A 26,167-nucleotide genomic window follows, 5' to 3' on the forward strand; every position below is an offset into this window, starting at 1 on the left:
CAGTTGTCATTCTGCCGGTTCGCGCGCTGTTCCGGGGGCTGTACGGTAAACGAACGGCGCATCAACGCGTGCGGCATGTTGGTTCGCTTGCGCCTGCAACTGCTTATGATGAGGTGACTTGATGCAAACCGGATCCGTTGCGCTGGCATCACCGATAATGGCCATCGCCTGACAGCGGCACCCGCCGAAATCAACCGTTTTACGCTCGCAGCTTTGACACGGTTCAGACATCCAGCCGGTGCCACGATAGGCGTTAAAGGCGGCGTTATGATGCCAGATCTCCGCCAATGATTTGTCCTGCACCCGGTCGAACCTCAGATGGGGAATGGATTGCGCTGCGTGACAGGGAAGGACTTGCCCATCCGGGGTCACGTTCAAACCAGTTGTACCCCAGCCCCCCATGCACCGCTTGGGATAATCGCTATGATAATCCGCCGGAACATAATCGATGACCAACGTCCCTTTCAGAGCCTTGCGTGCTTCGGTGACATGTTGCGTGACCTGCTGCGCCTGTTCACGCGTCGGCATCAGTGCGTCGCGGTTTTGCAGCGCCCAGCCATGGAACTGCACGGTCGCCACTTCGATCCGCCGTGCACCCATATCCTGCGCCAGTTCCAGCGCCCGTGGCAGCTGATGAGCATTGTGGCGGTGCAGTACAAAGTTGAGCGTCAAGGGAAAGCCGATCTGTTTGATCCATTCAACGGCCTTCATCTTGCGGTCGAACCCGCCCCGATAGCCGCCCACCTTGTCGGCCATCACTGCATCCGTTCCTTGCAAGGAAAGCTGGACATGATCCAACCCGGCCGCGTCCAGCTCGTGCAGGCGCTGCTCGGTTAGTCCGATGGCCGAAGTGATGAGGTTGGTATACAGCCCGGCTTGCCGCGCAGCCTGCACCAGCGTGACCAGATCCCGCCGCGATGCCGGTTCGCCGCCGGACAGATGCAGTTGCAGGACACCCAGCGCCGCCGCTTCATCAAAAACACGCACCCATGTGTCTGTGTCCATCTCGCTGTCTCGTCTGGTCATTTCCACTGGATTTGAACAGTAAGGGCAGGACAGAGGGCAACGATGCGTCAACTCGGCCAGCATGGCGATTGGGGGTGGAGCGGTTTGGGCCATCAATTCACATCCAAAAAACGCCGGGTCCGCAAGGCATCCAGAAACCCCGAGCTGTCCTCGGTAATCTGATCGACCGGAGCGTTGTATTTCTCGGAAAGGGCGCTGGTGATCTGGCCAAAACTTCGCTGACCGTCCACTTCGTTCAGGATCGCATAGCCGATCTGGTCGAGTGTGACTGCGCGTTCGGGTGCGAGCAGCACCCAGTTTTCGCGCACCTTGTCATAATGCAGGCGAACCCCGCGAGGCAGTGTAGGGATGTCCTGTGCCAACATCACGAAACCTGCTGCAACAAAAGGCCGGTGCCCGGTTGCCAGGCGCCGGGCGGAATACGGGCGGGTTCCACATATGCGCCCCAAAGGGCATCCAGCTGCGACCACAGGATATCCGTCTTGAAAATCAGCGCTTTGGCTGCCGCCTCCTGTTTCTCGGCGGTGTCCGCATTATCCAAAACCCATGCCAGACCAAAAGCGACGTCCTTCGGTGCCTCTTTCAGCCGGTTGCGAAAATATGACAGGGAACTGTCATCGGCAAAATCATAATGCTTCAGCAACCCCTCGATCCGGTTCGCATGAATCTTTGGTGCAAAAAGTTCGGTCAGCGACGCCGCCACCGCTTCGAGCAGGGTCTTTTCCCGCACGAAACGCACATAGGCATCCACCGCGAATTTCGTGGCGGGTAACACACCGTCACACGACGCCACATAGTCAGGATCAAGCCCCACTGCCTCGGCCAGGCGCAGCCAGCGCCGAATGCCGCCTTCGTTGTCATCCGTGCCGTCATGATCTTCGATCCGCGACCGCCATTGGCGACGCAGCGCCGGATCTTCGACGCGGGACATGAACGCGGCATCCTTCATGGGAATGGAATGTTGATAATAGTAGCGATTGATAACCCAGGCGCGAACTTCATCCGGTGTACATTCTCCACCATGCAGCCGGTGATGGAACGGGTGCAGGTCGTGGTAGCGTTCGGCGCCGATCCGGCGCAGGCGGGCTTCGAAGGCATCGCGGCTTTGGGTCATAGCGTGATCTCCATTCCGTCTTGTCCGATCGTCCATCCAGAGGCCTCGGCTTGGGCCCGTTCAACACTGTCGGGGCGCAGAGCCGGATTTGTGTTGTTCATATGAACATATATCTTCCGTCCAATCTGCATGTCGGCAAAGCTGGTGATGGACCCGTCCGGCCCATCCATGGACATATGCCCCATCCGCTTGCCGGTTTTCTGACCAAGCCCGGCACGTACCATTTCGTCGTCCCGCCAGAGCGTGCCATCAAAAAACAGCAAATCCGCGCCGTCTAGTTGCGCCTTCAACTCTGGCGTAAGGGCAGCACAGCCGGGAATGTAATACGCCGTCCTGCCTTGCGAGGTCAGCGCAACACCCACTGTCTGTTCGCCGATTAGGTCAGTTTGCACGTGCTCATCTTCAAGGTACAGGGGCACCTTTCCGGGCACTGGGAACAGCGTGGCCTGCAAGTCCGGGACCAGCTCAAACGGCGTATCCAGGGATATGGATGACCGGGTGACAACCTCAGCGTTCAACGCGTCGAATATCGGGTTCTGTGCGATGACATCCTGAATGCTTTGCGTCGCAAACAGCGAGAACGGCTGCATTTCCCTGAGCGTCAGCAGCCCCGCCACATGGTCAATATCGCCGTTCGTCACCAACACTGACTGCACGGGCATTTGACGTAACCCCGTCGGAAACAGAGCTGGTGTGTTCGACAGTTGCGATCGTATGTCCGGAGATGCGTTCAGGACGGCCCAGTTGAGGCCATCCGGTGACACCGTAAGCGAAGACTGGGTTTGAGGGGGTATGTCCCCGCGCCGCGCCAGGTTACAATTTTCGCAACCACAATTCCATTGTGGCAGGCCGCCGCCAGCAGCGGCCCCAAGTATTATTGCGCGCAACGTCATGAATGGGTTGGCGCCACAGGCATTATCAGATCAGGCCGCCGCCACGCTCATCATCATGATCAGGGCCGTACATGTTGATTTCCATGCCGCACTCGATTTCGCGAATAACCGGTTTGTTCCATGCCATTTCGGGATCCTCCTGCTAAGATTTCTTGATCCTCAATCTGGCAGGTATCCAGTATCAGAGCGAATCTTAATTTATAAGAGAACACTAGACTTTGGTCGGTAGTCAGCTGTTATCCGTTAGCGGCGCACGGCCTTGCAGACAGAAACCCTGATTGCGCAGTGTTTTGATTTCAAATCCAAAATCAGCGTCCCCAAGTTTTTTGCGCAAGTAGCCGATATAGACATCGACCACGTTTTCGTTACTCGAGCCTTCCTGAGACCAGAGCGTGTCAAACAGGTCGCCGCGCGAGATCGGTGAACCGGCCTTGCTGATGAGCAGGGCTAGCAGATCAAATTCGCGTTCGGTCAGCGTCACGCTAGAAGTGCTGATACTGATGGTTCTGTTCTGGTGCGACAGGCGCGCCGGTTCGGGGTGTTGGGACAACGCGCGCTGCTCCTGTACCTGCAACCGAGCAACGAGTTCATCAAAGCTGAAGGGTTTGACAACGTAATCATCTGCTCCGGCCTCAAGCCCGGCGGCGCGGTGGTCGACGTCAGACAGGGCCGACAGCATCAGGATGGGGATCGACACCCCAAGCGCGCGGGCCGACCTGACCAGTTCGACCCCGCTGTCTGTGCCCAGCATGACGTCGACGATCGCACCTGAAAATGCACCGCTTTGCAGGCGCTCAAGGCCTCTGTTGGCCTGATTTTCAGCCTCGGCCGTGTATCCATGCAGTGACAACCCCCGCACAAGGGCTGAGGCGATCTTCGGATCGTCGTCTATGATCAGTAATCTGGATGCCATGCCTGTATCCTATGCCCCGGCAACAGGTAACCGAATGCAGACATTTGTACCGGGCGACGACCCGAGGGCTCGGTCCTGCGGCACCGGACTGGTCAGCGAGACAGTGCCCTCATGCGCTTCGATCACCCAGCGCGCCAGTGCAAGGCCAACGCCAAAGCCCTGACTGTTGGCTGTGCCGCCCTGAACAAACCGTTCAAAGATACGGCCCTGACTATCATCGGGGATGCCGGGGCCATTATCCGTCAGCGAAATCGCGACGACCTGCTCCTCCAAAACGGTCGAGACAGCGACCTTCTGTCCGTCGCGGGCATACCGGATTGCGTTACGGATCAGGCTCAGCAGCACCTGCCTGATCCAATTCGGATCACAGTTCACCCTACAGTCCAGCGCCTTATCCACAGTCAATTGCATGTTGGCACTGTTAATCTCAGGTTGGATATCCTGCGCGATTATCTGCAGCAGGTCGGTCAGGGCGACCAATCGCGGTTCCAGCGCCAATTCACCAGTCTCTGACCGTGCTACGCGCAGCAGATCATCAATGCGCTGGTTCAGTTTCGCGGCGCTGGCTTCTATTGTCGATAAGGCATCCGGCGCACTTTGACTGTCTTGCTGTCCGATCTGAGATTCCATGGTGATGATCGTAAGCGGTGTGCGCAGTTCATGGCTGATGTCAGCGAAGAAGCGGCGGCGATTTTTGTCAATCTCGGACAGGCTTTTGTTGGCTGCGCGCAGCTCTTCGGTGCGTTTGGCAATCGTGTCGTTCAGTCGCGCCCATTCAGCTTCAACTTTTGCTTGGCGTTGGTTCAGCGCCGTCGCCATGCGGTTGGTTTCGCGATAAAGCTGACCAATCTCGTCATTGCGGGTCACGGGTAGCAGGACCGAAAACTGGGCTTGCCCGATCTGCAAAGCCGCCGCCCTCAGGCGATCGAGACGCGCAAACTGGGGGCGGACCAGCCCATAGTAAAACCAGGTCGTGCTGAGAACTGCGATAAGGGCAAGTCCCAGTGCAATCCACGTCAGGATACGGCGTGTCTGTTCGATCCCCGCCAGAATGGAATTGCGAAACAGAATTTCGGTATTCACGGCCTGACTGAGCAACGGATCGAACCCTGAGGCGAAGGAGTCGATGTAGGCGCGCAATCGGGCTTGATCGGCATTGGTGTCGGCCAGGCCGTCCAGAGTGTTTCCCAGCAACGCTTCCATTCGTGCAAGGCCCAGGGATTGGGTTCCATATCGGGACTGCTCATCCAGCCCGAACTTTTGAGCGGCCGTGACTGCATCCTCGACATCTGCGTGAAGCTGGCTGAACGTTGCGCCGATCTGAGCCTGAACGGGCTCCAAACGTTCGGCTCGTATTTCCGCAGGCTGTCCGGTCTGCACGGATTCTGTTGCAATCACCAAAAACGTGGCAGCTTGTGTAGACAGGGCTGCGTATCGCGCCATACGCGTTTCTGATGCCAGCGCCGTTTCCAACCGGGTGGCAACGGTTTGCATGCCCAGATACAGGATCGCCGCTGTCAGCAATGTTCCTGACCCCAGCACAACGGCCCCCAATCCAAGTCGGGTTTTTAGCAGCAAAGTGCGTTTGGATGTCTCGGGGCCAGCACTCATGTCTTTCTTTTCATCAACCCGCGCGCCGGGTCATATCCCCAGACCGCAATGAGACACAGCACAGCAGTCGAGGCCAGCACCCACAACAACGCACCCCAGTTGATCTGGAGGTACATTAGAAACCGGATCAGCTCGACCACGTGGGTGAACGGATTCAGAGCACAGATATCGCGTAGCAATGGCGAGCTCTCCGCCATTTTCCACAACGGATATAAAGCCGAGGACAGAAAGAACATTGGAAAGATGACGAAGTTCATCACACCGGCAAAGTTCTCCAGTTGTTTAATGAAACTGGACAACACCAGCCCCAGCGCGCCCAGCATCAGCCCGCCCAAAACGAGGCCAGGTAATACGGCGACATAGCCGGGCAGGGGCAGGACGATCCCGAACAGCGCCGCCAGTGCCAGAAAGGTATAGACCTGTAGAATGGATATGGCTGTTGACCCCATCAAGCGGCAGAACAACAACCACCAACGCGGGAAAGAACTGGTCAGCAGCAGGCGCATCGAGCCCATCTCGCGGTCATACACAAGGCTGAGCGAGCTTTGCATACCGTTGAACAGCAGCACCATCGCGCACAAGCCAGGGACGATATAGGTCTCGTAGGTGATATAGGTCTGATAGGGTGGGATGATGGACAGGCCAAGTGTCGCGCGAAATCCCGCGGCAAAAATAGACAGCCAGACCATTGGCCGGACAAGTGCAGCCAGAAACCGTCCGCGTTGATGAATGAACCGCAGAAATTCACGCCCGATAATGGCCCGTGCCACGCCCCAGAAACCGCTCATGCCGGGACCTCGGTTTGGGATAGGAACCAGTTGGACAGTGTATCTGCGCTGCGCAGTTCGCCGGCCTGTCCTCTGGCCAGAATCTGCCCTTGATGCAGAACCAGCAGCTGATCCGTGTCTCGTACTTCATCTGTCAAATGCGTGGCCCACAAGACGCACAGCCCTTGCTGCGCCAGATCGTGGACATGATCGGTGATCGACTGCCGGGCCGCGGCATCCAACCCGACGGTTGGCTCATCCAGCAGCAGCACCTTGGGGTCATGCAGCAGGGCGCGGGCCAGCTCCATCCGCCGACGATGTCCGCCGTTCAGTGCCCGAACCTTTTCACCTGCGCGGTCGCGCATGCCCAGACGGTCGAGTGCGGCATCGATGCGCGCCGGAACAGCACGCCGTGATACCCCGTGCAGGGCAGCAAAATAGGCCATATTCTGTCGGACAGTCAGGCCAAGATCCAAAGTGGGTTGTTGAAACACGACACCCAGATCGCCAAGGGCTTTGCCCGGCGATTGGAGAAGGTTGTGCCCTGCTACGCTGATCACACCCTCCGGGGCTACCAGAAGGCGCGTCAAAAGGGATACCAATGTGGATTTACCAGCCCCGTTTGGCCCCAGAAGTGCGCAGAATGTGCCCGGCGCCACATCAAACGACACAGCGTCCAGTGCGGTCTTGGGACCGTAGTGAAAGCTCAGGTCGCGGACGATGAGGCCCTGTCTGGTCTCTTCCAGCGACTGTGCGTCTGGCATCTTGTCCTCCGCCTGGATGTCGTTTTGCAAGGATCAGCTTGCCCGTTCAGCGCATGTTTCTCAACCGTGCAGTAAAGTGGCGGACCACGACTTAAGTATGCGGCGGCTCACGGGTTTGTTATGCTAGGTAGAGGGTCGAACGGGATTAACATCCCCGACGTGAAAGATGGAAAGGGCCGCCATGACTGTGACCCGGCGCGACGCGATGCAAGTCAGCATATGGGCTATGCTGTGTCTGGCAACACCCGTTCGCGCCCAAGAGATATCGGCCGTACCAGTCAACGCAAAGCTGGAAGAGGTCATTGCCGCATTCACCGAAGGTGACGCAATCAGCAACGAAGGTGTAATCCTGACCGTGCCCGAACTGGCCGAAGATGGCTATCGCGTGCCGGTCGAGATCGACGCACCAGAGGCGCAAGAGATTTTGCTGATCGCACCGGGAAACCCGGTTCTGCCGGTCTTGAAGGCCCGGTTTGGGCCGTTGGCGGGATCGCAGAAAATCGCAACTCGTATGCGTTTAGCCGAAACTCAGGACGTTCTGGCGCTGGCACGTCTGCCAGAAGGCAGTCTCCGCAGCGACCGTCAGCCCGTTTCGGTCGTCGTCGGCGGCTGCGCCTGATCAGAGGAGGGGACGGTGGCAACAGGTGTAAAGACCCGCGTCAAGCTGCCCAAAGAAGTCAGGGCTGGCGACGTGATCACCATCAAAACCCTGATCACGCATCAGATGGAATCCGGGCAGCGGTCAGATGCGCAGGGCGTACCAATTCCACGGTCTATCATACACCGGTTCCTGTGTACGTTCGATGGTGAGACCGTAGTCGACCTCGACATCGGGCCGGGTATTTCGACGAACCCGTTTTTCGAGTTTCAGGCGTTCATCCCCGGATCCGGGGTCTTTACTTTCGCGTGGTTTGACGATGACGGTTCGATTTACACCGACAGCCGGGCAATCTCGGTTGTTTAACGGATGCAGACCAAAGTGTTGGTTCTGGCGACGGATCGAATTTGCGAGCGTTGGATGTTGCAGAACAGTGGGATGGAGATGCCGAGCCGCAGCTTGACTATGATTGCAAGCGTTGGATGCCTGATCGCTGGTGCTGCCTGCGCAGGTGATACCCCTGACCTTGAGCCGGATGTGCTGGAGCTACAGGGTGACGTTGAGTTGGGGGCATATTTGTCGGCGGAATGCGTCACCTGTCATCAGTCGCGCACATCGGCAGAGGGCATTCCGCAGATTGCGGGCCTTGCCCCTCAAGAGTTTGTGCTGGCCATGCACGCGTACAAACAAAACCTGCGCCAGCATCCGATCATGCAGATGATGGCGGCGCGGCTGAATGACGAAGATATCGCGGCTCTGGCAGCTTATTTCAGCGCATTGGAATGAGAAAACGTTTCGGGAGGGAAGAGGATGGCATTGAATCGGCGTGAATTTCTGGGGGCAAGCGTCGCGGCGACCGGCGCGCTGTCAACACCGGCGGTCCTGGCAGAAGGCCGCGGCAAGCCCCGTGTTGTTATCATTGGCGGCGGTGCGGGCGGCGCAACGGCGGCGCGCTACATTGCGAAAGATAGCAACGGCGCGATTGACGTCACGCTGATTGAACCGTCCAGGGTCTATTTCAGCTGTTTCTTTTCAAACCTGTATCTGGGTGGTTTAAAGGCAATCGATGAAATCGGGCACACCTACGGGGACCTTGCGGCCAATTACGGCATCAACGTCATCCATGACTGGGCAATCGGCGTCGACAGGGCAGACAAGACGGTGACTTTAGCCGGTGGATCTGTTCTGCCCTATGACAAGCTGATCCTGGCCCCCGGTATTGATTTCGTCGAAGGATCGGTTGCGGGCTGGGATATCTCGGCCCAGAATAGAATGCCACACGCCTACAAGGCAGGATCGCAGTCCGAGCTGTTGCGGGCGCAGATCGAGGCCATGCCGCAAGGGGGCGTATATGCCATGGTTGCGCCTCCCAACCCATTTCGCTGTCCGCCGGGGCCTTATGAGCGGATCTCGATGGTTGCGCATGTGTTGAAGACCACGAACCCGGCAGCCAAAATCATCATCGCTGATCCCAAGCCCAAATTCTCAAAAATGGCGCTGTTCGAGGAAGGCTGGGCACATCACTATCCGGGAATGATCGATTGGATCGGAGAGGAATTTGGTGGGGGTCTGGTGTCGGTCGATCCGGATCGGATGACATTGACGATCGACGGGGATGAGCTGGACGTGGACGCATGCAATGTCATCCCGGCGATGAAGGCCGGGCGCATTGCAGAGCTGGCCGGGGTAACAGATGGCAACTGGGCGCCGGTCAATGCGATCGATATGTCGTCGAAGGTCGATCCGGATGTATATGTGTTGGGTGACGCAAGTCAGCAGGGTGATATGCCGAAGTCAGGATTTTCTGCAAATTCTCAGGCCAAGGTTTGCGCAAATGCAGTGCGCGGTGCGTTGACCGGATCCAGAGTGTTCCCGCCTAGATATGCCAACACCTGCTGGTCACTGATCGCTGTCAATGATGGCGTCAAGGTTGGTGCAACCTATGAGGCGACCGAAGAAAAAATCGCGCGTGTTGACGGATTTATCAGTCAGACAGGGGAATCCGGTGAAACGCGCCAGACAACATATGAAGAATCCGAAAGCTGGTACGCCGCGATTTCTGCGGACATGTTCCACTAGGACCGAGCCTGTTGTCGAGAGGATGATCGAGGAGAGCCGTTACCGAAGTCCGGAGCCTGAACTCCAACAATTTACGGGCGCCACTGATGTCATTGCGATGTTTGGGGCAGAGCCTCTTGTGTGCGTGTTCCGGTGATCAGAACATACAGTGCTGGTGTCAGGAACAGAGCGAACAGGCTGGATAGCCCGAGGCCGCTGAAGATTGCCCAACCGATTGCGGCCCGCGCCTCGGCTCCTGCTCCGGTGGACAGGATCAGCGGCAAAGAACCGATCATTGTCGAAATCAGCGTCATGGAAATAGGGCGGAGACGGGTTTTGGCCGCGTTGACAATGGCATCATGACGGTTCTGCCCTTCGTGCTGCGCCTGATCGGCAAACTCGACCAGAAGCACGCCGTTCTTGGCCATCAATCCGATCAACAGCACCAGCCCGATCTGGGAAAACAGGCTGAGCGTTGCCCCGGACAGGATCATCGCCGCCAATGTCGCACATAAACCAAAGGGGATAACCGCCATCACGACCAGCGGGCTTGTCAGGCTTTCGAATTGTGCGACCAACACGAGGAAGACGATCACGATGGCAAAGCCATAGGTCATGATCAGATCACGGTTGGTTTCCTGAAACGTGTTGGCCGTGCCGCTCAGGACATAGCCGATACCAGAAGGCAGAACCGTTTCGGCGATGGCTTCAAACTCGCTCAGCCCCGCACCAAGGGTCAGGTCGCCAATGTCGGCGGACATCTCGATTGCGCGGCGCTGTGCTGTTCTGTTCAGTTCGGCGGCAACGCCGACCTGCGTGACCGTCGTCAACCCTGACAGGGGAACAGAATTGCCCGTGGACGACCGTATGTTGATGCCTCGCAGATCAGAGACATCCTGAATCAATCCGGTCGGTGCAGACAAGACCACGGGAACCGCACGCCCATCCACGTTCAGATCAACCAGCTCGGCCCCGCCGACCATCACCTTGAGCGTCTCAGACAGTTCCGTCAGCGAGACGTCAAGACTGGCGACGCTTTGCCGGTCTATGCCGATCGACAATTGCGGCTGGGTCGGGTTGTAAGAAATATCCACATTCGAGAACGGACCAGCCTCCATGGCTTCGGACAGCAAAAGTGAGGCGTTGTAGATGTCTGCATAGTTGCCACCGGTGAGAAAAAACTCCAGCCCCGAGCCGCTGCTGCCCGGCCCGGTGTCCAGGCTGCCGCGCCCGCGGGCCCTCATGCGAGACCCCGCAATTCCCGCAAGGTGGTCCTTCACCTCGGCGATGATCTCGGCCTGAGACCGCTCGCGTTCATCCCAAGGTGCCAGCGCAACTTTGGAAATCACCCGGTTAATATCCCATTGCCCGACCACCGAATACAGCGCCCGCACATCGCCTTGTTCAAGCAACGGCAGAATGGCGGCGTCAACCTCGTCAGCCTGACCTTGCATATACTCGACGCCAACCCCGTCAGGCCCCATGGCGAAGGTCTCGAACTCGCCGCGATCTTCGGCCGGGGTCAGTTCCACATTCAGCAGCGGCAAATGATAGATCACCGCCCCCGCAAAGCCGAGGCTCAGCAGAACCACCAATGCCGGGGCCGCAATGACCCGGCGCACCATTGCCACATAGGCCTGAACGATCCGTGCGCCGAACCTATCCAGCCAGCCAGAGCGCGACGTTCTGTCAGACAGGCTCATCCGTGCGCCCAATGCCGGTACTAGTGTCAGAGCCGCAAAGGATGACAACACCACCGCTGCCGCCAGAACCACTCCGAATTCGCGAAACAACCGGCCGGTGGCAGACGGCAGGAACGAGATCGGAATGAACACCGCCACCAACACCGCCGTTGTGGCGATCACTGCAAAGAACACCTGCTTTGTGCCCCGTATGGCTGCGGTTTGGCGGTCCTCGCCAAGCACCTGACGACGCTGTATATTCTCAAGTACGACAATCGCGTCATCAACAATCAGACCAGTCGCCAGCACCAGCGCCAGCAAGGTGATCAGGTTAACGGAAAATCCAAACAGCCAAAATGCCGTGAAGCTGCCGATCAGGGCAGTGGGGATCACCAGCGCAGGCACCAAAGTTGCCTGCAGCTTTCTGAAAAACAGCAAAATCGACAGGATCACCACCAATGTGGTCAGCCCCAGCGTACGCAGAACCTCGGCAGTGGCGCTTTCGATGAACACGGCCTTGTTCGAGATGGTCACAAAACTCAGATCTTCGTGCTGCGCCTCAAGGCGGCTGACGATGTCGCGCACCCGGTTCGAGATGTCCATGGTGTTGGAATTGGCCTGTCGCACGATCCCCAACCCGATGGCGGGTTCACCATTCAAGCGCACGAAATTCGACGCATCCTCGGGCGCGAAGTAGGCCTCGGCCACATTGCCGATACGGATGTCGTCGCGAATGACGATATCCTCGATCATGTCGGCGGTCACCGCCGAGGCATCAACCCGCACCAGCAATTGCTGCACTTTCGAGGTATAACTGCCCACCGGTATATCATAAGACGCGTCTTCCAGCGCATCTGCGATGTCGCTGACCTGAATGTTATAGCGGCTCAGTTGCAGCGGGTCGAACACCACCCGCATCTGCAACCCCCGTACGCCATACGTATCAACACTGGCGACCCCCGGAACGGCATAGAAATACGGCACGATATCGTTTTCGATGCGGTCGCCAAGGGTCAGGTAATCAAACTGGTCCGGCAACACCGCGATCTGAATGATCGCCCGCGCATCCGGATCGGATTTGGTGACGGTCAGCTGTTCGACAGCATCGGGCAGGCTACGCTGTACACGGCTGGCCGCCTCACGCAAATCCGAAGCGGCTGCATCGATATCGACCCCAGTGTCGAACTCTACCCGGATGCGGGTTTCGCCTTCTTCGCTGGCTGCCTCGATGTTGGTCACCCCCGACACGCGTGCTGTCGCGCTTTCCAGAGGCGCGGTCAGTTCGGCATCCACAGTTTCCGGTGATGCCCCAGCCAATTCCGCCCGCAGCATAAGCACCGGCTGATCTACATTGGGCATTTCGCGCACTTCCAGCGCGACCAGCGCTGCCAGCCCTCCGATCACCAGCAAGAGGTTCAGCACAGCCGCCAGATAAGGGCGGCGCACGGCGACCGAGGCAATGCCCTTTCCGAAATCATCCATCTGCTGCGACTCCGAGGGGCTCGTTGTCGGACCTGGGCGGTTGCGACAGCGTGATCGGATCGCCTTCGCGGACCTTATGCACACCTTCGGTGACGACAAATGCACCTTTTGCGAGGTCGGCATCAATCCAGACCTGCCCATCGCGGCGGCGCAAGACAGTAATCGGCAAGCGTTGCGCCTTGCCGGCGTTGACCTGCCAGACATAAGCCCCCTCACTGCCCCAGAACACTGCTGCTTCGGGGATCACCGGATGGCTGTCGCCCGGCGTCTCGATCAGGATCTTGAGGCTCATGCCCGGTAACAGGCTGCCATCCGCTGTTTCCAGCCGGGCCCGAACGTCAAAAGTCCGGGATTCCGGGTCTACGTAAGGCGCAAAGGTTTCTATCCGTGCGCGCCGCGTTTCCAAACCCGAGATGACCGCTATCTCATCCCCAACCGATACCGATGTCACGGCCTCTTCGGGCATGGCAAAATCGACCAACAGGTCAGAGCTGTCATTCAATTGCACGATGTCGGTGGTCGAGGTGACATGCGCGCCGGGATGCAGATCAATCATGCCCAAACGACCGTTGAAAGGGGCGATCACAAAGCGCCGCTTTAACGCTAGATCGGCCTCTTGCAGGGCAATAGTGGCGGTTTTGAACTCGATCTCGGCGGTTTCGTGGGTCGTCGCCGCAACCGCTCCGCGTTGGTTCAGCACTTCATATCGGTTATAGGCAATCTCAGCCGCCTCAAGACGCACTTTCGCTTGCTCAACGGCAAGCTCTTCTTGCCCACTGTCCAGTTTGAGAAGACGCTGGCCTTGCGCAACATCCTGACCTGATGAAACGAACACGTCGACGATACGCCCCTCGGCATCGGGCCGCAGCTCGGCAGTCTGCACCGCCCGCACCGTTCCGATCGCCGTAAAGCGCTGAACCATGGGTTGGGTCGAGATCTGTTGGGTTGTCACCACTGGCCCCTGACCGCTGTCTTTGCCTTGTCCCAGGGCGACGCTTGCACAGAACAACACTGCCACAACCATCATACCCGTCAGCAGGGTGGAACGAAACAGAACTGCCTGTTGATATGCCACTTCGATCACTCCAATGCGGCGTCAGAATCCGCCGATCAGGGCAGAACGTAACCTCGCCCATGTTTTGTTCACCTCCGACTATCACGCGGGCGATTTCAGTTCACACGCGTTCACCGGTAGATACGGGCAGTTCACCGAAAAACGGTGGGACTCACGGGGTCATAGCTTGTGGCGCCCCGGAAAATTGCCGAAGACAGGATCATGCAGACACTGGAAAGCAAGCCTCGCGATCACCGCGGCATCCGACTGGGATCGAACATGATGTTCGCGCTTGCGTCATTGATGTTCTTTCTGGCCTATTCCGTCCCCCGCGTGCAGGATGACTGGTCCTTTGCCCCGATGATATCCGGCCTGGTCTATGTCGTGCTTGCTGCCATCGTCATGTTCGTCTGGCGCCCACTGCTTTTGCAAAGAAACAGGGCGCTTGGTTTTATCATCGTGACCGGCGTGACCATTGTGGTATTTGCCGTCATTGACGAGTCACTGGACCTCTTTCTGTACCCCCCTGATTCAGGACGGCACAGCTTTGACCTGAGGGGGCTGATCTTTGCCGTTGTCAATGGCTGGACAATTGTCATTACCGTTATGGCGCTGGTCCTGTTTGCCGATATCATCGAAGAACGCAGGCGAGTTGCGCAGCTTGAACAGTTGCGGAAATCGGCGCAACTCACCGCACTTCGACAACAACTCAATCCGCATATCCTGCTGAACGGGCTGAACAACATTTATTCGCTTGCCGCCCGCAACAGCCCCGATGCTGCCCCCGCCATTCTGGAGCTGACAGACATCCTGCGCTATGCGCTGTATGAGGCCGATGATCGCGCCGTGCCGCTGGATCGCGAGGTTGAATTGCTGCACAACTTCATCGCAATGCAAAAATTGGGACTAGAAGATCGGGTGTCTGTCACCTTTGAAATCTGCGGGGACACGGCAAATATTCCGGTTGCCCCGCTGATTTTTCTGCCCATTGTCGAAAATGCCTTTAAACATGGGGCGGATACGGATCAGTCAGACCCTGCGCAGTTGGCCTTCAGGCTGAACGCGCGCCCTGGCCACATCACCTTTGAAAGTAAAAACCCCCTGATCGAGAACACCTCACCGACCGAGGTTCTGGGCGTCGGGTTGAACAACGTGCGTGCGCGCTTGGATCTGGCTTATGAGGACCGCTACAGCCTGACAACACAATCCGGGGACAGTACGTTCCGCGTCGCCGTGACCATGGACGGCGCTCCGAAATGAGTACCACGTGCATCATCCTCGAAGATCAGGCCCCGGCCCGGCATTTGTTGGAAGACTACGTAAAACGGCATGCAGGCCTTGAACTGGTCGGTGCCACCGCCCTACCTTCGGTCGCGCGTGAGATGTTCCGGGAAACGCCGGCAGATCTGTTGTTTCTTGATCTGAAGCTGCCTCAGACCGACGGCTTCGCTTTTCTGCGCGATCTGCCCAAAAAACCCGTTACAATCGTCACCACGGCCTTTCCAAACCGGGCGCTGGAAGGGTTCGACATGGGCGTGGCCGACTATCTGGTCAAACCCATTGCGTACCCTCGGTTCTGCACTGCCATAGATCGGGTGCAACTTCTTTTGGCTGCAAGAGAAGACAACTCTACCATCGCAATTCCACTTGGGCGAAACAGCTACAGGAATGTACCGTCAAATGACATTTACTGGCTGAGTGCCGATGATGACTATGTACTGATCCACACCGGTCAGGGGGATATTCATGTGCCCGGCCCGCTGTCCGATTGGGAAGGTCGATTGTCGGAGAACAAATTCAGGCGCATTCATCGCAGCCACATTGTCAATACGGACCATATAACCGAACGCAACGGCAACAAGGTTACAATTGAGGGTAAAGAATTCTCAATCGGAGCTAAGTTCCGCAATGATACATGAGGTTCATTGAAAGCGGATGACCTTACTTTTCTGAGTTGGTGGCAATCGTATCCAGAATCCCTTTCTCAGGATCGACAGCGCTCCCAAACGGTAAAGATAGCAGGTCTTTCTGCTCCGTCTGGTCTTTGAGGCAGTTGTGATCCGTTGTATTTCCAAAGGCCTTATCGGCGGTCATCCGATGCGATAGGGCTGGCAGACAAACTTCCCTTGAACATAGTGTACAAAGGCGCTCTGAACGTTGATTGACGTTCTGGAACCGTCACGTCGGTGGGTGAGGGGCGGACGTGCCATCATATCATCACGGATAGCGTAAAAACCTAAAGTTTGAGCATCGTAAAAATCTAAGATTTGCTCGACACATAAACCTACACGGTGTACGACATAAAAACCTAAGAAATGATCGGCTCATAGAACGTCATGGCAAGTGCAGCAGAAAAACTCGCAAGTTCACTGGAAGAGTTGAAGGCCCTGCAATCGAAGGGTGCGGTCGCAATCAGGTCCAGCAACCTCTCGCGCACTCATCGCGAGCGTCTGCTGAAATCCGGCTTTCTAAAGGAAGTCATGAAAGGATGGTACGTTCCATCCAGACCCGGGGAGGGCACTGGTGAAAGTACGGCATGGTACACATCCTTCTGGGATTTCTGCGCGCAATACTTGAGCGAGCGCTTCGGGGACGACTGGTCCCTTTCACCCGAACAGAGTCTGATCCTGCATGCGGGTGACACCACGGTACCGCAACAGCTCCTGGTGCGTGCGCCCAAAGCCGGTAACTCCAGAACTGACCTCCCGCACAACACATCGCTCTTTGAAACCAAGGCGGTGATCGCTCATGGGCAAGGGCTGAAGATCAGGAACGGGCTGCGGCTGTTTGGAGCAGAGGACGCTTTGATCTTGGTGCCCGAAGCATTCTTTCAAAATCATCCAACAGAGGCACGTACCGTTTTGGCGATCATGCCCGACGCATCCCAGCTTCTCGGCAAATTGTTGGATGGTGGACATACGCGTGCCGCGGGCAGATTGGCAGGGGCCTTTCGCAGTATCGGGTCTGAAAAAATCGCCGATGAAATTCTGTCCGCCATGAGGGCAGCGTCCCATGATGTACGCGAGATCAACCCGTTTGAGCAGTCTATCGCGATGCCCAACGCCGGGCGGGTAACGTCCCCACACGTCCACCGCATTCGGTTGAAATGGGACAGCATGCGAGGCGACGTGATCGCGCTATTCCCAAAGGCTCAGCCGATTGCAAACGATGTCGAGGCTTATCTCCAACAGATGGACGACATCTACGTCACCGACGCCTACCACTCTTTGTCGATTGAAGGATATCGGGTTTCACCCGAACTTATTGAGAAGGTCAGATCGGGGACTTGGAACCCGGAAGATGATGCCGAAGACCGTGTGCTGAAAGACGCCCTCGCTGCGCGTGGGTATTGGGAAGCGTTCCAACGCGTAAAGGAAAGTGTCCGGGCTGTCCTGCAAGGGGCCGACGCCGGTGAAGTTGCGGAAAGAGATCTGAGCGATTGGTATCGCAGTCTTTTTGCGCCTTCCGTCACCGCCGGTATCTTGAAGGCGTCACAGCTTGCTGGTTACAGGACATCGCCCGTCTACATTCGTCAGTCCCAACATGTGCCGATGAGTGTTGAAGCGGTTCGGGATTGCATGCCGGTGTTCTTCGATCTTTTGAAGGCAGAGCAAAATCCGGCAGTGCGGATCGTGCTTGGACACTTCATCTTCGTGTTCATCCACCCGTTTTTGGACGGCAACGGTCGCATCGCGCGTTTCTTGATGAACGTTATGATGGCGGCGGCGGGTCATCCATGGACGGTTGTCAGGGTCGAGCAGCGCGCTGACTACATGCGTGCACTGGAAACGGCGAGCGTTCAGGGGGACATCCGTCCCTTTGCAACCTTTTTGGCTGAGACGCGGGCCGCACAGTGACCCATCGGCATCGAACAGAACGGCTAGGTCGTGAACGTTGTCAGGCAGACTTTCTGATAGATGAACCGGGGGTTCTGGGAACAGCCGATCAGTGATTTTCGCATTGATGCTCACTCCGGGTCCATAGGCAGAAGACCGACCGACAGGTTTCTAACATCCAGAGTCGTTTCCTTGGTCGAACCAGCGTCGGCCATGATAATTTCCCCGCTTGGTTAACTGTCCGAGTTGGGAAGGCATGGTTGTCTGTACTCGGACAAGCAGCAAATCAGGAATGGCCCAAGTGTTTGCTTGACAAAGTCGAGTAATAAAGTCAGGAAAACGTGCCCAGCCTTCCCTCGGTTTCTTCGCCAGGCAAAAATCCCTCTTGTCAGGAAGGAATGGGAAATGCGCCCTGTCTCGCAACCGCCCTACCGGTCGGTGAAAGGTCAACTCTCGGATCACGACGGTGAGCATCTTCTTGCAGATTGCCGCTTCGATGTGTTTGAACTGAGTGTTCTCGAAATTGCGCAAGTCCGACTTTGGTTCAAACCGTTTACGAATACCCTCCAAGGAGTTGAAGCATGCTAAAAACCGTCCTGATCATCCTGACTATCGGCCCGACCGGTCAGACCCATATGGCGATGATGGATGCCAACTCGGTCGGAGAGTGTCGGCGGTCGGCGGAAACAATCGGCAATATTCTGGGCAAAAACGATATACAAATCGCTGCGATGCGCTGTGGGCAGACCGAACTGGAACTGACCGAATTTGCGCATGGCTACACCGAAGAGGAAATGCGCTGGCATTATCGTGTGGCCGTGAAGGGTATCGAACTGGAGGATGGTTTTGCAATCCAGCACATAACGTCCGGGACATGTGAGGGGTCTGATGCGGTCACGTATTGCACAATCTCGGCACAACATCCGATAGATCAATAGAGGCATAGCTTTGGTATCAAGCCAAGCCTCTGGGCGAGCGCAATGATGTCTCGGGTATCCTCACGGTACACTGGGCTCATCAATACACGAAAATTGCCTTAATCAATTGTATTACAATGCTTTTACGGGACATCTTTCTAATGTAAGCTGAATTGAACTCGGCCTAAGGACATTCAAGACAGGAACCTCCGTGGACCCCATCAAACCCCTTTCGGACGACGCGCTGTTCTTTGGCGATGATCAGGAGTGTATCAGTTACAACCGTGTCTGGTTCAATCTGATCCGAGCGCATCGCAAGTTTTATCCACGTATCACCAAAACGCTGAAGGCAATCGGAATCAGCGACCCGATCTGGTATGAAATCCTGCTTGAGGTCGAGCGCGCCGGGCCCGATGGTCAGCCGATGAGCGCGCTTGAGGAGCGGTTGTTTGTTCCGCAATATGCCCTGTCACGCCACGTTGCTCGGCTGGAGAAAGAAGGGTTGATCCGCCGCACATATATTGCCGATGTGCGGCGCAAACAGATACTGTTCCTGACTGAGAAGGGACAGGGTATGCATGCGCGTATCTGGCCCATCTATTGGGACGCCATGCAAGACGAAATCGGGCCACATATGAGCGTCGATGACGCCTATAAACTGGCCCGACTTCTTATCAAGTTGCTCCCCTGAGGCCAGCGACGCATGGCCCGCAGGGGAACGCAGAGTCAGAACCTTGCAACAGCTTCAACGACCACGGTCCGGCCCGGTTCTTTCAGGGGTACCAGTTCAGTTGTGTAATCGGCGCCGTAGGTCGCGCGGTCAGAATAGTCCTCGTCAAACAGATTGTTCACCGACAGCCGTACCGTCAGGTTCGAAAATGACGGCGGTGTGTACTCACCGAAGATGTTGACCACTGTGTAACCGTCCAGTCCGGAACAGGTGTCACAGACAGCTGTGGCATCGTTGTCAAAGGCCATATCCACGGTGGCACCGAACAGAGTGTTCAGTTGCGGGACGAAGTGCTGCGCTTGCAGGGCGATGCGCTGTCCGATTGGTGTTCCGAATCCGAATGCCTGCGCCTCGTAGGTGCCGGGATCCGCGCCATTGATGGTCAGGTCTGCGTTCGTATAGGTCACACGCATTGAGCCATTGTACCACGCATAGCTGGCATCCAGATTGAAGCCCTGACTTCTTACATCTGCTGCGCTGTGCAGGTTCATGTCGGTCATCCGGTCATAGGCCATCATCCGTGCATCATCAATAGATGTGCGGAACAGTTCGGCCGACACATGCAGGTTACCTGCGTCCCAGCCAACACCAAGATTTATGTTTTCGCCACGGGACGATTCAAAGCCTGAATAGTCGGTGGTCCAGAACTTGTAATTGTCTTCGATCTGGTAGCCCCCGAACACGTTCGAATAACTTGCGCGCAGTGACAGAGCGTCATTCACAAAGTAGGTCGCAGACATATTGTAACTGCCGCCGGAATCGCTCAGGTCGGTTCCGTCCACACCGGTAAAGTCCTGGGTGTCATATCGCGCGCCGGTTGAGATGCTCCAGCGCTCGGACGGATCGAAACGGGCCTGGGCAAATGCGCCAATATTTTTGACCCGTTCCTTTAGGCTGTATGTCGGATCGGTAAATGTGGAATCCTTATCGTAGAAATCCAGTCCCGCCACGACCGAGCCGCCGTTCATGAAACCGCTGCCAATGTTGAAAGTGTTCTGAATTTTTCCCGAGAACGTGCTTGAGACACCCTCATAGCTGGTGTCGGTTCGGGTGACGTCGGCGTCCGAGTAACCGATCACAACCTGCGGGTCCCACATGCCCTCTGCCTGAGTGTTGGAATATTGGAACGAATAGCTGGAACGCTCTGTATCGTAAGGCACCAGATCCATCTCGAACGGCGGGGCCCAATTGCCGAAATTAGGCTTTTCGTTGCGTTCCTCCGAATCCTTGATGCGCTGGCCAGACAGCTCGAACCGGTTGCCCTGATCGCTTTCATAGGCGAATTTCAGAAGGCCGGTTTGCATGTCGGCAGCCGTTCCCTGGGTCAGGGTTCCGGCACCGTCTTCATAAGGGTTGCCGGTGGTTGAACGTCCGTACCCGAGAGCCTCGAAGCCATTGCTGCGACCGGCCAGAACCAAAGATCGGGCGAAGGTGTCTCCGTTGTTGCCATAGCTCAGCCGTACAGTGCCCGCCGCGTTTCGTCCGTCTGCGATGATGTCGCCCGCATCGATGGTTTTCATGATAACCGCACCTGCGGTTGCATTCGGTCCGGTATCTGCAGCCGCAACGCCCGGATCAACCCGGACGAATTTCAGCATTCCGGGATCGAAGACTGTCGCGCTGGTGTGGTGGAACACCCGGTTGTTTTGCAGGGCCCCATCAATCTGAGTGGTCAGGTTGATCAGGTCGATCCCGTTGACGTAGATTTTTTGGGTCAGCGGAATGGCACCACCAACGGATACGTTCGCGATCCCGTCAAACAGGTCTTTGGCGTTGCCCAGGCGGGCGTTTTCCAGTTCGGCATCGGACAGATAGATGGATGAGGCCCTGTCTGCGTCCTGACCCAACGGATCCCGGTCTCTGACGATAATCGGATCCAGAGAAAAAACCTCGCCATCGGTATTTTCCTGTGATGCCGTGCTGGTCGCTTCGGCGTCTTGCGCCAGTGCCGCTGCACCGTACAGCATTGAAAGAGCCGACCCGCACAGCAACGCTGTGCGTATCGTGTTGTGTTTATCAAGCATGAGTTCTGCCCCCGATGATTGCATTCAACCTGGCGGGCCCTGAGTCAGAGCTGGCGGGGATTTCGGCGAACCAGTAGGTCGCCACTTATTGACATGCAAGTGCATGTTATGGTGTTCGAGGTATAGTGTGGCGTTAAACCAACACCACCTGACGCCTTGCTACGGTGGTGACATTGGCTGGAGTTTCAAACACATCTCTAAGCAATGCAGCGGTCACAACTGCGTCGGGCGCTCCATCCGCCACAACGCGACCCGCCTTCAGGGCGATGATGCGGTCGGCATACGCCGCTGCATAGTTTATGTCATGTAAAACAATAACGACTGTGCGTTTGCGCCCGGCAGTCAGATCGCGCAGCAATGTCATCAATGCGCGCGACGCCGCGATGTCGAGGTTGTTTAGCGGTTCATCCAGCAACAGGTAATCGGTGTCCTGTACATAAGCCATTGCGACGAAAGCGCGTTGGCGTTGTCCGCCAGACAGGGTTTCCAATTGCCGTTCAGCAAGATCGGACAGATCGAACAGGTGCAGGGCGGTATCGACGCGATCATGGTCGTCGGCACTGGGCCGGCCCTTGTGATACGGGTAGCGGCCAAAGCCAACCAGATCGCGGATTGTGAGACGGCTGGCGACTGTCAGTTCCTGCGGCAATATCCCAAGCTTTTTGGCCAACACAGTATCGACGGTCTGACCAATCTGCAGGTCATCCACCCGGATCGTTCCTGTCTGCAGAGGCAACAGGCGCGCGACCAGAGACAGCAACGTCGATTTCCCGGCCCCATTCGGCCCGATCAGGGCGATAATCCCGCCCTTGTCCAATTGCAGCGATACATCCTGAAGGATGGGTTGCCCAGCAATCTTGTAGGTTACGTCTTGAATGTCGATCATCTGAGGCTCCGAAGCAGCAGGAACAGGAAAATCAGGCCGCCGATGAACTCGACCACAACGCTGAGGGGGGTGCTGAGGTCCAAAACCCGCTCCATCAGTGTCTGGCCCCCGACAAGGATGATCCCGGCGATCAGCGCGGCGGTGGGCAGTATCTCACTGTGTCGGCATGACGGTGTGACCAAATAGGTCAAGCTTGTGACAAGCAGCCCGAAAAAGGCGACTGGTCCAACCAGTGCGGTGGATATGGACACCAGGACCGAGATCAGGATCAATACCTGCCACTGCACCCGGCGCGGCGGCTCTCCCAAAGATGCGGACAGAACGGGCCCAAGCGATGTGACATCCAGCCGGTGCCGTATACGCCAAACAGCAAGCCCGGCCCCCAGCGACAGGACAGCAGCCAGCAACAGCAGGCTCGTATCAACATTTGAGAACCGCGCGAATGAGGCCGCCTGAACGACCGCGTATTCATTCGGGTCGATTACGCGTTGAAAATAGGCGGTCAGGGATCGGAACAGGACTGACAAAACCACCCCGGTCAGGATCATTTGCATCAGGTTGCCCCGTCCGGCCCGCAGCACCGTCTTGAACAGGATCAGCGCCGCTCCACACAGCAGCGCTGCACTGGCCGTCATCAACACTTGCGCGGACAGCGCCTGATAGGCTTGCGCCCCGATGCTCCAGACCAAGGCACTGAGCAACAGTAAGTACAGCGCGTCGAAGCCCATGATTGATGGGGTCAGGATACGGTTTCCGGTGATGGTCTGAAACACCACGGTCGCCCAGGAAAGGGAAAACCCCACCAACAAGAGCGCCGCCAGTTTCTGTGCGCGAAAGGACAGCACAAAACCCCAGTCGCCGCGCGCGCCGATGCTCAGGTAAGCGGCACAACACAGGCTCAGCGCGATAGTCAGAAGGATGAACCTAACGCGCAAGGCGTGATCCCCCGTATAGCAACCACAAAAACGCGACCGCGCCGACAATACCTATGACGGTGCCAACGGGCATTTCGAACGGGTAAATCACCAGCCGCCCGGCCAGATCAGCAGCCAGCACCAAACCAGCCCCGGCCATGGCGGTTATCGGCAAGGTGCGGCGCAGGTTGTCGCCTGCCAACAGGCTGACCAGATTGGGCACGACAAGACCCACAAACGGGATCATCCCGACTGTGACCACAGTCAGCCCCGCAACGACCGAGATCATCACCAGTCCCAGCATCACAACCTGCCGGTAGTTCAGGCCAAGATTCAGACTGACCACCTCGCCCAGCCCAATGATCGAGAACTGATCAGCCACCAGATAGGTCAATGCTGCCGCCAGCCCGGCCAGCCACAGCAGTTCGTAACGACCCCGCAAGGTGCCTGAGAACTCTCCATTCATCCATATTTCGATGAATTGAAGCATGTCCGCCTGATAGGCCACATAGGTCACACCCGCACCTACGATACCGCCATAGATCAGCCCGACGAGTGGTACCAGCAATGGCTGGGTTGGCGGCAGGCGGCGTATGATGGCAAAAAACAGAACGGATCCCGCCAGAGCCGCACCCGAGGCCAAACCCATCTTGATGCCAATCGGGGCAGTTGGGAAGAATACCGCCGTCATTAGAATGCCAAGCGCCGCACTTTGACCGGTTCCGGATGTCATCGGCTCGACAAAACGATTGCGGGCGATCTGTTGCATGATTTGCCCGGCGATGGCCAGCGAGGCCCCCGTCAGCAACGTGGCCACCGTCCTCGGAAAGCGGCTGTCGCGGATCAGCGGCCAGACCTCGTCCGGGGCGACCTGCCGCAGATCAATCACTCCGACAAACAATGAGGCACTGGCGAGAAAAGCCAGTGCGATCAGGCATAGCCACTTTGCCATGGAGGTCTAGCTGGCAGCGAAACCGGCGATCAGCCGGTCCAGTGTGCGCATCATCGACTGGATGCCACCACCGGCAACATAGATGTCGGCGGCGTTCAGATAGATCACTTGTCCGGTTTGCCATGCCTTTGTTTGCTGAACCAACGCATTGTCGAGCGTTGCCTTGGCGTTATCGCCCGGCTGCCCGATCGCGGCGAGACGGTCGACGACGATCAGCCAATCCGGATCGGTGTCGCGCACGAACTCGAACGAGATTGCCTCGCCATGAATGGCGGCGCTGATCTCCGGCGCGGCTTCGGGCAGGCCGACATCCTTATGCAACCAACCAAAACGACCTCCACCGCCATAAGCACTGATCTTCGGGCCGTTTGTCATCACGATCAGCACGTCCCCTCTGCCTTGCGCGGCAGAGATGGCTTGTTCAAGCCTGTCCTGAAACGCCTGTTCAAGCGCGGCAGCCTCATCGGATTTACCAAAAATCCGACCATAGTCACGTAAACGCGCCATTGCGTCGCCAACAAGGTCAGCATCAATGGTCATATCGATACTCGGCGCGATTTTGGCCATGTTGTCCAACTGATCCGAACTGCGGCTGCCCACAACGATCAAATCCGGGGCCAGCGCATGTACGCCTTCAAAATCGGGTTCCCAGAAAGTGCCGAGATCAACCGCATTCCGGGCTACATCGTCGAGGTATTCGACATAAAGCCCGTCCACCGTCCCTGCGATGGGGACACCAAGCGCATTGATCGTGTCGGCGGCGGCCACGTCGAAAACGGCGATTGTGCCGGGTTGCCCCGAGACGTTGGCCGGGCCGCGATAGGTATCTATTTCCAGTGTCTCTGCCAAACCCGCGCTGGCTGTCAGAGCGGTCATGGCAAGGGCGGTCAAACGGCCAAGCATCTCGAATCCTCAGGTTTTTTCGGTTACGGATCGTGAAGGTGCTGGCGAGATGCAATTGCATGTGACTGGCTGGCGGACATTTACATATCCTGTAGGCAAACTCAATCCGACCAGCTCAGCCCGCTCAGATTTTCTCGAAAAGCGAAGCGGATGATGTGATCCTCCAGCACGGATTTCGTCCTTTGCAGCCCATCGGGATCGTCAGAGCGCGCAACGAATTCCAGCCGATCCGGGAAGGCGGCAAGTTGTGCTTGTCCGATCTCGAAATCTACACGTCCGGCTGTGTCATCATATTGAGCATCGACCTTGTGGGAGAAGTGTTTGCAAAGCTGCTGCAAATACCGGCTGGCATTTTTGGTTTGAAATGAAGATTGCGCCGTATGCATGGCATTCCTTTCTGGGAACTTTGGCTGTGTGATCCGGCGGGACCGAATTAGAAATTCGCGTTCAATGCAACCGTGAAACGACGCGGTGTGCCATAGAAGTTGCCTCGGGTGGCCTGGTTGACGCGCGTATAGTAGGTCTTGTCGAAGATATTCTCGATTGACAGCTGCGCCGACACCGCGTCCGAGATCGGATACCGCACCATCGCATCGGCCACGACATAGCCTGCGGCACTGATGGTTACACCATCACCGGAGCTTGATTCAAAGCGGCTTGCGGCCCGTACACCCAGACCCAGATCAGTGCCTTCGAACCGGCCTTGTGGAATAGTATAGCGGCCCCAAAGCACCAGGTTATGCGGCGAGGTCGGGTTGTCCAGGCGACCCGTGTCGACATAGGTGCAACCGTGATTGAACACCATCACCGGCTGTTGCTGGAACAGGCGATGGAAGCTCTGCGCTCCGGCAGTGCGACGGTATCGCAGGCATCGCGCTGCGCCGGGTATAGCAACCCGACCAACTTCCATCTGCATTCGCTAAGCAGTTCGGCATTCTGCCATCACGTGTCCGGTCCTGACGCGGGGGCTTTGTCGCGAACTTTGGCGGTCATGTTGCACCTTGGCGTAGTTTGATCCAACTGGTGGATTGAACGCGACAACG

The 26,167-nt window shown here is 57.1% G+C and carries 27 protein-coding genes; 9 read left to right on the top strand and 18 right to left on the bottom strand.

Going from position 1 to position 26,167, the window contains the following annotated elements:
• Positions 1–6 precede the first annotated feature (6 nt).
• The 9 genes from pqqE to HW561_RS13105 form a co-directional block, all read right to left on the bottom strand.
• Complete coding sequence (pqqE, locus tag HW561_RS13065) at positions 7–1,119, bottom strand: pyrroloquinoline quinone biosynthesis protein PqqE (protein ID WP_176865426.1); 1,113 nt, start codon at positions 1,117–1,119, stop codon at positions 7–9.
• Positions 1,119–1,391, bottom strand: a complete 273-nt coding sequence (gene pqqD, locus HW561_RS13070; protein WP_176865428.1) for a pyrroloquinoline quinone biosynthesis peptide chaperone PqqD — start codon at positions 1,389–1,391, stop codon at positions 1,119–1,121. Before pqqD ends, pqqE begins: the two co-directional genes overlap by 1 nt.
• A complete protein-coding gene (gene pqqC, locus HW561_RS13075) occupies positions 1,391–2,140 on the bottom strand; it encodes a pyrroloquinoline-quinone synthase PqqC (RefSeq protein ID WP_176865430.1) in 750 nt (249 codons plus the stop codon). The genes pqqD and pqqC overlap by 1 nt, the downstream gene beginning before the upstream one ends.
• Complete coding sequence (gene pqqB, locus HW561_RS13080; protein ID WP_176865432.1) at positions 2,137–3,033, bottom strand: pyrroloquinoline quinone biosynthesis protein PqqB; 897 nt, start codon at positions 3,031–3,033, stop codon at positions 2,137–2,139. The genes pqqC and pqqB overlap by 4 nt, the downstream gene beginning before the upstream one ends.
• Before the next feature lie 25 nt (positions 3,034–3,058).
• A complete protein-coding gene (pqqA, locus tag HW561_RS13085) occupies positions 3,059–3,160 on the bottom strand; it encodes a pyrroloquinoline quinone precursor peptide PqqA (RefSeq protein ID WP_120634970.1) in 102 nt (33 codons plus the stop codon).
• Between the two features lie 102 nt (positions 3,161–3,262).
• Positions 3,263–3,946: a response regulator transcription factor gene (locus HW561_RS13090; protein ID WP_176865433.1), complete on the bottom strand. Its 684-nt coding sequence runs from the start codon at positions 3,944–3,946 to the stop codon at positions 3,263–3,265.
• A gap of 9 nt (positions 3,947–3,955) precedes the next feature.
• Positions 3,956–5,557: a sensor histidine kinase gene (locus HW561_RS13095; RefSeq protein ID WP_176865435.1), complete on the bottom strand. Its 1,602-nt coding sequence runs from the start codon at positions 5,555–5,557 to the stop codon at positions 3,956–3,958.
• On the bottom strand, positions 5,554–6,345 hold the full coding sequence (locus HW561_RS13100) for an ABC transporter permease (RefSeq protein ID WP_176865437.1): 792 nt from the start codon (positions 6,343–6,345) through the stop codon (positions 5,554–5,556). Before HW561_RS13100 ends, HW561_RS13095 begins: the two co-directional genes overlap by 4 nt.
• Positions 6,342–7,088 (bottom strand): ABC transporter ATP-binding protein, encoded by a 747-nt coding sequence (locus HW561_RS13105; protein ID WP_176865439.1) that lies wholly within the window; start codon positions 7,086–7,088, stop codon positions 6,342–6,344. The genes HW561_RS13100 and HW561_RS13105 overlap by 4 nt, the downstream gene beginning before the upstream one ends.
• A 181-nt stretch (positions 7,089–7,269) precedes the next feature.
• Between HW561_RS13105 and HW561_RS13110 the strand changes: the two genes are divergently transcribed.
• The 4 genes from HW561_RS13110 to HW561_RS13125 are packed head-to-tail and all read left to right on the top strand — an operon-like array spanning position 7,270 to position 9,765.
• Complete coding sequence (locus HW561_RS13110; RefSeq protein ID WP_176865441.1) at positions 7,270–7,707, top strand: thiosulfate oxidation carrier protein SoxY; 438 nt, start codon at positions 7,270–7,272, stop codon at positions 7,705–7,707.
• A gap of 15 nt (positions 7,708–7,722) precedes the next feature.
• Positions 7,723–8,052: a thiosulfate oxidation carrier complex protein SoxZ gene (soxZ, locus tag HW561_RS13115; RefSeq protein ID WP_176865443.1), complete on the top strand. Its 330-nt coding sequence runs from the start codon at positions 7,723–7,725 to the stop codon at positions 8,050–8,052.
• A gap of 3 nt (positions 8,053–8,055) precedes the next feature.
• The gene (locus HW561_RS13120) at positions 8,056–8,472 is read left to right on the top strand and encodes a c-type cytochrome (protein WP_176865445.1); all 417 of its coding nucleotides are present in this window, start codon (positions 8,056–8,058) and stop codon (positions 8,470–8,472) included.
• A 24-nt stretch (positions 8,473–8,496) separates the two neighbouring features.
• A complete protein-coding gene (locus HW561_RS13125) occupies positions 8,497–9,765 on the top strand; it encodes an NAD(P)/FAD-dependent oxidoreductase (RefSeq protein WP_176865447.1) in 1,269 nt (422 codons plus the stop codon).
• Between the two features lie 89 nt (positions 9,766–9,854).
• Here the strand turns inward: HW561_RS13125 and HW561_RS13130 are convergent, their stop codons facing one another.
• Positions 9,855–12,908: an efflux RND transporter permease subunit gene (locus HW561_RS13130; RefSeq protein WP_176865449.1), complete on the bottom strand. Its 3,054-nt coding sequence runs from the start codon at positions 12,906–12,908 to the stop codon at positions 9,855–9,857.
• Complete coding sequence (locus HW561_RS13135) at positions 12,901–13,983, bottom strand: efflux RND transporter periplasmic adaptor subunit (RefSeq protein ID WP_176865451.1); 1,083 nt, start codon at positions 13,981–13,983, stop codon at positions 12,901–12,903. Before HW561_RS13135 ends, HW561_RS13130 begins: the two co-directional genes overlap by 8 nt.
• 201 nt (positions 13,984–14,184) lie before the next feature.
• Here HW561_RS13135 and HW561_RS13140 point away from each other — a divergent pair, with 201 nt between their 5' ends.
• The 5 genes from HW561_RS13140 to HW561_RS13160 all read left to right on the top strand — a co-directional run bounded on the left by HW561_RS13140 (position 14,185) and on the right by HW561_RS13160 (position 19,406).
• Complete coding sequence (locus HW561_RS13140) at positions 14,185–15,222, top strand: sensor histidine kinase (RefSeq protein ID WP_176865453.1); 1,038 nt, start codon at positions 14,185–14,187, stop codon at positions 15,220–15,222.
• The gene (locus HW561_RS13145; RefSeq protein WP_176865455.1) at positions 15,219–15,881 is read left to right on the top strand and encodes a LytR/AlgR family response regulator transcription factor; all 663 of its coding nucleotides are present in this window, start codon (positions 15,219–15,221) and stop codon (positions 15,879–15,881) included. The genes HW561_RS13140 and HW561_RS13145 overlap by 4 nt, the downstream gene beginning before the upstream one ends.
• 417 nt (positions 15,882–16,298) lie before the next feature.
• Positions 16,299–17,819, top strand: a complete 1,521-nt coding sequence (locus tag HW561_RS13150) for a Fic family protein (protein WP_176865457.1) — start codon at positions 16,299–16,301, stop codon at positions 17,817–17,819.
• 560 nt (positions 17,820–18,379) lie between these two features.
• On the top strand, positions 18,380–18,736 hold the full coding sequence (locus tag HW561_RS13155) for a hypothetical protein (RefSeq protein WP_176865459.1): 357 nt from the start codon (positions 18,380–18,382) through the stop codon (positions 18,734–18,736).
• A gap of 190 nt (positions 18,737–18,926) precedes the next feature.
• The gene (locus HW561_RS13160) at positions 18,927–19,406 is read left to right on the top strand and encodes a MarR family winged helix-turn-helix transcriptional regulator (protein WP_408015386.1); all 480 of its coding nucleotides are present in this window, start codon (positions 18,927–18,929) and stop codon (positions 19,404–19,406) included.
• Between the two features lie 35 nt (positions 19,407–19,441).
• Here HW561_RS13160 and HW561_RS13165 read toward each other — a convergent pair whose 3' ends face one another.
• From HW561_RS13165 to HW561_RS13195, 7 genes are all read right to left on the bottom strand, one after another.
• On the bottom strand, positions 19,442–21,469 hold the full coding sequence (locus HW561_RS13165) for a TonB-dependent receptor plug domain-containing protein (protein WP_176865461.1): 2,028 nt from the start codon (positions 21,467–21,469) through the stop codon (positions 19,442–19,444).
• 133 nt (positions 21,470–21,602) lie between these two features.
• Complete coding sequence (locus tag HW561_RS13170; protein ID WP_176865463.1) at positions 21,603–22,355, bottom strand: iron ABC transporter ATP-binding protein; 753 nt, start codon at positions 22,353–22,355, stop codon at positions 21,603–21,605.
• Entirely contained in the window at positions 22,352–23,290 is a 939-nt protein-coding gene (locus HW561_RS13175) for an iron chelate uptake ABC transporter family permease subunit (RefSeq protein ID WP_176865465.1), read from the bottom strand. The genes HW561_RS13170 and HW561_RS13175 overlap by 4 nt, the downstream gene beginning before the upstream one ends.
• A complete protein-coding gene (locus tag HW561_RS13180) occupies positions 23,280–24,221 on the bottom strand; it encodes an ABC transporter permease (protein WP_176865468.1) in 942 nt (313 codons plus the stop codon). The genes HW561_RS13175 and HW561_RS13180 overlap by 11 nt, the downstream gene beginning before the upstream one ends.
• A 6-nt stretch (positions 24,222–24,227) precedes the next feature.
• A complete protein-coding gene (locus HW561_RS13185) occupies positions 24,228–25,124 on the bottom strand; it encodes a siderophore ABC transporter substrate-binding protein (RefSeq protein WP_176865470.1) in 897 nt (298 codons plus the stop codon).
• Positions 25,125–25,225: 101 nt separating this feature from the next.
• A complete protein-coding gene (locus HW561_RS13190) occupies positions 25,226–25,510 on the bottom strand; it encodes a DUF2218 domain-containing protein (protein WP_176865471.1) in 285 nt (94 codons plus the stop codon).
• A 47-nt stretch (positions 25,511–25,557) separates the two neighbouring features.
• Entirely contained in the window at positions 25,558–26,040 is a 483-nt protein-coding gene (locus tag HW561_RS13195) for a TonB-dependent receptor domain-containing protein (RefSeq protein WP_176865474.1), read from the bottom strand.
• Positions 26,041–26,167: the final 127 nt, after the last annotated feature.

It is taken from the genome of Ruegeria haliotis (assembly GCF_013377785.1).
GTDB lineage: Bacteria > Pseudomonadota > Alphaproteobacteria > Rhodobacterales > Rhodobacteraceae > Ruegeria > Ruegeria haliotis.

Coding starts and splice junctions, on each gene's coding strand:
- pqqE (WP_176865426.1), bottom strand. CDS start 1,119: ATGGCCCAAACCGCTCCACCCCCAATCGCCATGCTGGCCGAGTTGACG.
- pqqD (WP_176865428.1), bottom strand. CDS start 1,391: ATGTTGGCACAGGACATCCCTACACTGCCTCGCGGGGTTCGCCTGCAT.
- pqqC (WP_176865430.1), bottom strand. CDS start 2,140: ATGACCCAAAGCCGCGATGCCTTCGAAGCCCGCCTGCGCCGGATCGGC.
- pqqB (WP_176865432.1), bottom strand. CDS start 3,033: ATGACGTTGCGCGCAATAATACTTGGGGCCGCTGCTGGCGGCGGCCTG.
- pqqA (WP_120634970.1), bottom strand. CDS start 3,160: ATGGCATGGAACAAACCGGTTATTCGCGAAATCGAGTGCGGCATGGAA.
- HW561_RS13090 (WP_176865433.1), bottom strand. CDS start 3,946: ATGGCATCCAGATTACTGATCATAGACGACGATCCGAAGATCGCCTCA.
- HW561_RS13095 (WP_176865435.1), bottom strand. CDS start 5,557: ATGAGTGCTGGCCCCGAGACATCCAAACGCACTTTGCTGCTAAAAACC.
- HW561_RS13100 (WP_176865437.1), bottom strand. CDS start 6,345: ATGAGCGGTTTCTGGGGCGTGGCACGGGCCATTATCGGGCGTGAATTT.
- HW561_RS13105 (WP_176865439.1), bottom strand. CDS start 7,088: ATGCCAGACGCACAGTCGCTGGAAGAGACCAGACAGGGCCTCATCGTC.
- HW561_RS13110 (WP_176865441.1), top strand. CDS start 7,270: ATGACTGTGACCCGGCGCGACGCGATGCAAGTCAGCATATGGGCTATG.
- HW561_RS13120 (WP_176865445.1), top strand. CDS start 8,056: ATGCAGACCAAAGTGTTGGTTCTGGCGACGGATCGAATTTGCGAGCGT.
- HW561_RS13125 (WP_176865447.1), top strand. CDS start 8,497: ATGGCATTGAATCGGCGTGAATTTCTGGGGGCAAGCGTCGCGGCGACC.
- HW561_RS13130 (WP_176865449.1), bottom strand. CDS start 12,908: ATGGATGATTTCGGAAAGGGCATTGCCTCGGTCGCCGTGCGCCGCCCT.
- HW561_RS13140 (WP_176865453.1), top strand. CDS start 14,185: ATGCAGACACTGGAAAGCAAGCCTCGCGATCACCGCGGCATCCGACTG.
- HW561_RS13145 (WP_176865455.1), top strand. CDS start 15,219: ATGAGTACCACGTGCATCATCCTCGAAGATCAGGCCCCGGCCCGGCAT.
- HW561_RS13150 (WP_176865457.1), top strand. CDS start 16,299: ATGGCAAGTGCAGCAGAAAAACTCGCAAGTTCACTGGAAGAGTTGAAG.
- HW561_RS13155 (WP_176865459.1), top strand. CDS start 18,380: ATGCTAAAAACCGTCCTGATCATCCTGACTATCGGCCCGACCGGTCAG.
- HW561_RS13165 (WP_176865461.1), bottom strand. CDS start 21,469: ATGCTTGATAAACACAACACGATACGCACAGCGTTGCTGTGCGGGTCG.
- HW561_RS13170 (WP_176865463.1), bottom strand. CDS start 22,355: ATGATCGACATTCAAGACGTAACCTACAAGATTGCTGGGCAACCCATC.
- HW561_RS13180 (WP_176865468.1), bottom strand. CDS start 24,221: ATGGCAAAGTGGCTATGCCTGATCGCACTGGCTTTTCTCGCCAGTGCC.
- HW561_RS13185 (WP_176865470.1), bottom strand. CDS start 25,124: ATGCTTGGCCGTTTGACCGCCCTTGCCATGACCGCTCTGACAGCCAGC.
- HW561_RS13190 (WP_176865471.1), bottom strand. CDS start 25,510: ATGCATACGGCGCAATCTTCATTTCAAACCAAAAATGCCAGCCGGTAT.
- HW561_RS13195 (WP_176865474.1), bottom strand. CDS start 26,040: ATGCAGATGGAAGTTGGTCGGGTTGCTATACCCGGCGCAGCGCGATGC.